We start from the raw sequence: 6,905 nt of genomic DNA on the forward strand, positions 1-6,905 counted from the left end.
TTCCAAATAACCAGACAGTCACCCACACCTCCGCGATCTCGCGGTGCGCGCCCGAGTTTTGATAAACGTAAAGCGCACCTGAAACGTCAGAGGGCGCAGGGAATGCCGGGCGCTCGATGCACCCGCAGCCTCGCATGCAAAATCAAAAAGCATACGAGTGTAGTCACCACGGTCACGCCGGAGCAACCCGGCATTCCCCGCGCGATGTTTTACGACTTATAACGTGATCTCCCCGGTGATCGGGCTTGTTTGTCACCGTCGCCTGCGGAAATACTTCCGAAAGCTTGACGCCGGCGTCGAGGCATCAGGACCACACGACTTCATCGTCCGCTTCACGCGCCGTTCGTCCGCGGCACATCAGCGTCCATCGCATCCCGTCCCGCGTTCGTGACGATCGCGAGCCGCCCCTCTGTGGGACGAGACGGCCGCGCTTATGAACTGATTTGCATCGAGCGAGAACGGGAATGTTTTTGCAACAAGGGCTGGACAGTGATTTGCCGCACGGCCCGTCGGGCAGATCATCTCCTGGAACTCGCCTCTCACCCCATTCGGTGTAACGCGCAGAGCTTGTTGCCGTCAGGATCACGCAAATAGGCGAGATAAAACTTTCCGACCGGGATTTCGCGCACACCTGGCGGGTCTTCGCAAGTGGTCGCCCCATTGGCGATGCCGGTGGCGTGCCAGGCGTCGGCCTGCTCGGGCGAAGTCGCGACAAAGCCAATCGTACCACCATTGGCGGGAGTCGCGGGCTTGCCATCGATCGGCTTGGACACCGAAAAAACGCCCGTCGCGGTTCTATAGAAAACGCGATGACGATCTACCCTCCCGGGCGGAACGCCAAGCGTGCCCAACAAGGCGTCATAGAACGACTTGGCCTTTTCGAGGTCGTTGGTGCCGATCATAACGTGCGAAAACATCCTGTATTCCCCTCTACCCTTCTCTCATAGCGAAGCTCTAGCTCACAGCCGTCCGCTTCGGCTCGACAATTTCAAACATGCGCGGAAATTCATCCATCAGGCTCATCAATTCCGCAAGGCTCATCGCATTGCCGGTGAGCTTGATCTTGCCGGCTGCGACAGCTTCCGGAAAACTCGTCTGCTTGGCGATCAGTTCATCCAACGTCGACCGGGCCAACGTGAAGCTGGCGTCCGCCGCGGACGCTGGCGGGGCTTCAATGTAAGTCAGAGCGCAGTTCTCCAGAGTCAGGACAAAGCTCTCCCGGGTATCGGTAAAACTCCAGTTGAGCACGATGTGCTTATCTTCCGCCTTGGGGCCGTTGAGCCGGACCCCGAGCACATCCCACAACTGGCCGGTTCGCAAGGCGGCAAGAGTTTCGCGTGGCATGGGCGGCCGGGCCGGCGTCTTCGGCATGCCCTGCCTCAACTCCTGCGCGCCGAACAGATAGGCGTTGCGCCAGGTCGCGCTTTCGGCCGCATAGCCGAGTTGCTCGAATGTGTCGGCGAGCAGCGCGCGAGCAGCCTGATTGTCGGGTTCGGCGAACACCAGATGGCTGAGCGCCTGCGCCACGAAGCGAAACTCGCCGTTCGAAAAGTCCTTTGTGGCACGATCGAGGATCGCCGCCGCGCCGCCCATGTATTCAACGTACTTCTTGCCCGCCTCGACCGGCGGCAGGGGATCGAGATGAACAGGATTGGCGTCATACCACCCGAGATATTTTTGATAGATCGCCTTCACATTGTGCCTGATATGGCCGTAGTAGCCGCGCCCATGCCATGCGCCTTCGAGGCTTGCCGGCAGCTTGATCGTTTCGGCGATTTCGGTTGCCGTGAGGCCGTGATTCATCAGACGAATGGTCTGGTCATGCGCGAATTTGTAGAGATCGCGCTGCTGACGGATCATGGTGTCGATGCGCTGTCTTCCCCACACTGGCCAGTGGTGCTGACCGCACATCGCATTAGCCTTGCCTCCCCACATCTGCAGCGCCTCGCCAAGATACTTCGACCAGGCCAACGCATCCCGAACGTCGGCGCCGCGAAACGGAAGCAGATTGTGGAAATTGTGGGTGCAGTTTTCGGCCAAATTCAACAGCCTGTAACGCGGCACAAAGAAATGCATTTCTGCCGGCGCTTCGCTGTTTGGCGCCATCTGAAATTCGAATTCAACCCCGTCGATAATCCGCTTGTCGCCGGTTTCCATGATCAGATCTGATGGGCGCAACAGCTTGACTGAACCGGCCGCCATCGACTTGCCAAGCCCGCAGTCGACCTGCCCTCGTGGCCCCTTTGCCAGAAATGGGCCGAATTGATACTGCGCCCGGCGCAGCATCGCAGGTCCGGCGATAATGTTCTCCGAAACAGCGTGCTCCATGAAAAGATTGGGTGCGATGATCGGGACGTCGCGCTTCCCCAACGTCTCGTCATCGAGCACGCCGCGTGCGCCGCCCCAATGGTCAGTATGGGTGTGGGTGAAAACGACAGCGGTCACCGGGCGACGCCCACGATGCTGGAAGTAAAGCTCCATGGCGGCACGCGCTCCCTCGATTGAGGTCAGCGTGTCCACCACAATCACCCCGCCCTCGCCTTCGATGAGCGTCATGTTGGCGATATCCAATCCTCGCACCTGATATACGCCGGGTACCACTTCGAACAGTCCATGGTGCATGTTGAGGCGCGATTGCCGCCACAGGCTCGGGTTGACGGTAACGGGCGCTTTTTCTTCCGCCAGAAATCCGTAAGCTTCCAGACTCCAGACCACCCTGCCCTGCGCGTTGGTGATCGCGGCATTTTCCAGCGTGCCGAGAAAGCCGCGCGAGGCGTCATCGAAGTCTGCGGTGTCGGAGAACGGGAGCGCATCGAGCATAGCCGCTTGCTGCGCGATCACTGAGGGCATGGCTTCCTTGGGAGCCAGGTTATCGGTATCGCTGTTTGCCGCTTGCGTCATGTTCGTCCTTCCCACCCAAAATCCGAGATCAAGACGGATGCGCCGCAAGATAGGGCGAGTCTGCGATCGACCACGACGGCATCGTTTCCATTCGAAAAATCTGGCGCAGATGCACCTCATCCGGGCCGTCGCCGATCCGCAACAGCCGTCCCCAGGCCAGCGCTTGATGAATCGGGGTGTCGTCGGACCCGCCCATCGCGCCGAACACCTGGATCGCGCGATCGGCTATCCGCTGCAGCATGGCGGGAACGGCGACTTTGATCACCGATACGTCGCGCCAGGCGCCGTGATGGCCGGCCTGATCGAGCCGCCATGCGCAGCGATAACTCAACAGCCGGGCCTGCTCCAGCTCGACTCGTGACTCCGCGATCCAGCGCTGCACGGTGTCATATTGGATCACGGTGCGGCCGAAGGCTGACCGTTCCGCCGATCGCACCATCATCAATTCGATCAGCAGTTCGCACAGCCCGATTGAACGCATGCAATGATGAATGCGGGCGGGCCCGAGCCGCACTTGCGCCACTTTGAAACCGTCGCCCTCTTCGCCAAGCAAGTTCGACCTGCTGACGCGAACATTGTCGAACGCGAGTTCACCGATCGGCGCAATGTGATCCTCGCAGCCCATCCATCGCAGTGGACGCACAAGACGCACGCCCGGCGCGTTCATCGGCACGATGACGCAGGAATGGCGGCGGGTCCGATCGGCTTCCGAATTCGTGACCCCGAGAACGATCAGAAAGCTGCAGCGCGGATGAGCAGCACCGGTGATGAACCACTTGCGTCCATTGACAATGTAGTCGTCGCCATCGCGAACCATGGTGGTTGCAATGTTGGTCGCATCCGACGACGCCACGTCCGGCTCGGTCATCCCGAAGGCTGATCGGGTTTCGGCTTCCAGAAGCGGCCGCAACCAGCGTTGCTTCTGTTCTGCAGTCGCACAGTTCTGCAACGCGATCATGTTGGGCACGTCGGGCGCCTGGCAATTGAAGACCTCAGGCGCCCAGAACAGCCGGCCCATGATCTCGGCAAGCGGCGCATAGTCGAGATTGGAGAGCCGCGTACCAGGCTCATCGGCGGCAAGCTCCGGCAGGCCTAGATTCCACAAACCTGCCGCGCGCGCCTTTTCCTGCAGCTCGCCCATGAACGGCGGAGGCTCGCGTTTGACCGCGACATGTTCGAGCCACGCCCGATGATGCGGGAGCACCTCGCGCTCGAAAAACGTCTGCAGGCGGCCACGCCACTGCTCGGACTTCGCCGACAGATTGAAATCCATAATGCCCCGCGCGAACGCTTCGTTTCGACCGAGTGAAGCGGTCTTGTTATCTTGATGCCTTGCACGGCAAGGGTCGGTGTCCCCCCCTGCATCTAAACGAATGACAATATCATTTGCAAATCTGTTTTGTTATTGAGAGAACGCTTCAGGAAACGCCGGACGAATGGACATCGCAAGGGACAAACAAGCGATGGCGCGCGAACGAACTGAGGGCGTTGGGAGAGATCAATGAATGTAACGCGAGCAGTTGGCTTCGCCGCTGCCATTGCCGCCATGCTGCTCGGCAGCGGGGCCGGCGCGCTGGCACAGAGCGAGTATCCGAACCGGGCGATCCACATCATCGTTCCCTATCCTGCCGGCGGCATTGTCGACATCGTCGCGCGTGCCGTCACCGAGCAGATCGGTCGAGACTGGAAGCAATCGATCGTGGTGGAATCCCGGCCCGGCGCCAACAGTAATATCGGTACCGCGGCTGTCGCACGAGGCGAGCCCGACGGCTACACCTGGCTGGTCACGGGACCGGCGGTGCTGGTGAATCCGACGCTCTACAAGGACGCCGGCTGGAGTGTGATGAAGGATTTCAAATGCGTCGGGCTGGCGGTTTGGAACCAGAGCGTCGCGCTTGTGAATCCCGCGATGCCGGTGAAGACGCTTCAGGAATTCGTCGACCTGGCGCGCAGCAGGCCTGGTCAGCTCAATTTCGGCAATCCGGGCACCGGCTCATCCATCGATCTCACGGCACAGAAGCTGTTTCAGGTCGCCGACATCAAGCTGGCCAATATCGGCTACAAGGGTCAGCCGCCGGCGCTGATCGATCTGATGACGAATTTGATGCATTTTGAGATCGTTTCGCTAGCGCTCGCGCTGCCGCACATCAAGCAAGGCACGGTAAAGCCGCTGGCGGTGTTTACCGAGAAGCGCGTTCCGGATCTTCCCGATGTGCCGACGATCGCCGAAGCCGGATATGCTGAAGCCGCTTACGTCCCGTGGTACGGCATTTACGTCTCGTCGAACACGCCGGATGCCCTGGTCGAAAAGATTCACGGCGCGATCAACAAGGCGCTGCAGAATCCAGATGTTCAGCGTCAGCTCGCCAAGGCGGACATTCCTGGCAAGCCGATGCCGCTGGACGAGCTCGCCGCGCTGATGAAAGCGGATTACGAGAAGCTGACCGCGGTGGCGAAAGCCTCAGGCATCAAGCCGCAATGAGTCTTTAGGTTAGCCTTGATTGGTCAAAGTCAGCATTTGATCGGTCCGCCTTGTCCGGGCGATCAGCATTTTGGTTCGCGGCGCCCGCAAGGGCGTGAATGTCAGGCACGGAAGCAACTCACTCATTTCCTGACCTTGCTGGCGTCCATCTTGATCGAGGTGTCGAGCAGTTTTGTGGTGAAGGCACTTTCGACCGGAAACGGCTTCTCCATGCCGAGATAGGTCTGCACCAGCTCGTAATCCTTCTTCATTCGCTCGCCGTCGATCCAGCCCAGCGCCTTCGTGGTGGTGAATTCGTCGGTCATCAGGAATTTGATGCGTTCCCACTGACGTTGCTGGTTTTCCTTGTCGAGGCCGGAGACCTGATCGAGCAGCGCCTTCAGGCACGGGGCAACGTCGGCGACGCAGGCCGCAAACGCCTTCTGGCTGATGCGCACGAAGTCTTCGGCGAGTTTCGGATTTTTTTGCAGAAACGCGCCGTTCACGATCAGTGAATTGCCGTACGGGTTGAGCCCGATGTCCTTCCAGTTCACGTAGCCGAGGTCGCTGCCGAACTCGATCACTTTCAGGTCGTGCTCGTTGTAGAAGTCGCTGATGATATCGACGGTGTGCGTCTTCAAAGCGGCGATTTTGGCCGTCGGTCCGACATTCACGAACGTCACCGAGTCCGGCGCAATTCCCGCCGCCTTGGCAAACGCCGGCCACATCACGCGGGAAGCGTCGCCCGGCGGATTGCCGATCTTGTGGCCCGGAAAATCCTTGGCGCCATTCACGCCATAACTCTTCAGCCAGTAGAAGGTCTGCCCGGTGTTGGCGTAGATACTCATCAGCGCCACCACATCGGCGCCCTTACTGCGCGCCACCAGCGCGGTCGCGAGATCAGCGATCCCGAACGGTGAACCGCCGGAGCCAACCTTCAGCGACGAAACGCCGGAACCCTTGCCGACCTCGATGCTCAGATCGATGCCCGCCTTCTCATACCAGCCCTGGGCCTTGGCATAATAGAATGGTGAATGGTCCGCTGTGGGGGTCCAGTTCAGGAGCAGATTGACGGATTCGGCGGCGTTGACGGGAGCAGCCGGCGCGGCCAGTACGAGCGCCAGTCCCAAGACCCTCAAACTTTTCATGGCAACTCTCCTCGATCGGCGGTTGTCCGTGTGCCGCTGGTCCGGACCGGGGCGCGCGGTCTTGTCGTTGCACATTCTCAGGTCTACCAATGCAACAAGGGACCGATCGAATTGTCAACTGTCTGGTTGGAAATGCCAAAGCCACGAACCAACGGCGCCAGGCCGCAGCGGCGCAACCCGGTCAACACGCGGAAAAAACTGCTGACGGCCGCGCGACGCGAATTTGCGAAACGTGGGCTGGCCGGTGCGCGGGTCGATGAAATCGCCGCGCGTGCCGGCGTCAACAAGCAGATCCTCTATCACTATTTCGGCGACAAGGATGCGCTCTATCTCGCGGTGCTTGAGTGGGTCTACGAGGAGATCCGCAGCCATGAGCGCAAGCTAAACCTTGAAGG

General features: G+C 60.0%; 6 protein-coding genes. 2 read left to right on the top strand and 4 right to left on the bottom strand.

Going from position 1 to position 6,905, the window contains the following annotated elements:
- Nucleotides 1-539 precede the first annotated feature (539 nt).
- From VJV58_RS19675 to VJV58_RS19685, 3 genes are read right to left on the bottom strand one after another with little or no spacing between them, the layout of a single operon-like run.
- Nucleotides 540-917: a VOC family protein gene (locus VJV58_RS19675; RefSeq protein ID WP_324139040.1), complete on the bottom strand. Its 378-nt coding sequence runs from the start codon at nt 915-917 to the stop codon at nt 540-542.
- 37 nt (nt 918-954) lie between these two features.
- Nucleotides 955-2,901: an alkyl/aryl-sulfatase gene (locus VJV58_RS19680; protein WP_324139041.1), complete on the bottom strand. Its 1,947-nt coding sequence runs from the start codon at nt 2,899-2,901 to the stop codon at nt 955-957.
- A gap of 28 nt (nt 2,902-2,929) precedes the next feature.
- The gene (locus VJV58_RS19685) at nt 2,930-4,174 is read right to left on the bottom strand and encodes an acyl-CoA dehydrogenase family protein (RefSeq protein ID WP_324139042.1); all 1,245 of its coding nucleotides are present in this window, start codon (nt 4,172-4,174) and stop codon (nt 2,930-2,932) included.
- Between the two features lie 228 nt (nt 4,175-4,402).
- Between VJV58_RS19685 and VJV58_RS19690 the strand changes: the two genes are divergently transcribed.
- Complete coding sequence (locus VJV58_RS19690) at nt 4,403-5,383, top strand: tripartite tricarboxylate transporter substrate binding protein (protein ID WP_324139043.1); 981 nt, start codon at nt 4,403-4,405, stop codon at nt 5,381-5,383.
- Between the two features lie 122 nt (nt 5,384-5,505).
- Here VJV58_RS19690 and VJV58_RS19695 read toward each other — a convergent pair whose 3' ends face one another.
- Complete coding sequence (locus VJV58_RS19695; RefSeq protein WP_324139044.1) at nt 5,506-6,510, bottom strand: ABC transporter substrate-binding protein; 1,005 nt, start codon at nt 6,508-6,510, stop codon at nt 5,506-5,508.
- A 132-nt stretch (nt 6,511-6,642) separates the two neighbouring features.
- Between VJV58_RS19695 and VJV58_RS19700 the strand changes: the two genes are divergently transcribed.
- Nucleotides 6,643-6,905, top strand: a 263-nt coding sequence (locus tag VJV58_RS19700; RefSeq protein WP_324139045.1) for a helix-turn-helix domain-containing protein, incomplete at its 3' end; no start/stop codon positions are given.

This window comes from Bradyrhizobium sp. (assembly GCF_035273305.1).
Classification (GTDB): domain Bacteria; phylum Pseudomonadota; class Alphaproteobacteria; order Rhizobiales; family Xanthobacteraceae; genus Bradyrhizobium.

Bases quoted from the DNA above. Each gene is read 5' to 3' on its own strand.
- VJV58_RS19675 (WP_324139040.1), bottom strand. From the start codon at position 917: ATGTTTTCGCACGTTATGATCGGCACCAACGACCTCGAAAAGGCCAAG.
- VJV58_RS19680 (WP_324139041.1), bottom strand. From the start codon at position 2,901: ATGACGCAAGCGGCAAACAGCGATACCGATAACCTGGCTCCCAAGGAA.
- VJV58_RS19685 (WP_324139042.1), bottom strand. From the start codon at position 4,174: ATGGATTTCAATCTGTCGGCGAAGTCCGAGCAGTGGCGTGGCCGCCTG.
- VJV58_RS19690 (WP_324139043.1), top strand. From the start codon at position 4,403: ATGAATGTAACGCGAGCAGTTGGCTTCGCCGCTGCCATTGCCGCCATG.
- VJV58_RS19695 (WP_324139044.1), bottom strand. From the start codon at position 6,510: ATGAAAAGTTTGAGGGTCTTGGGACTGGCGCTCGTACTGGCCGCGCCG.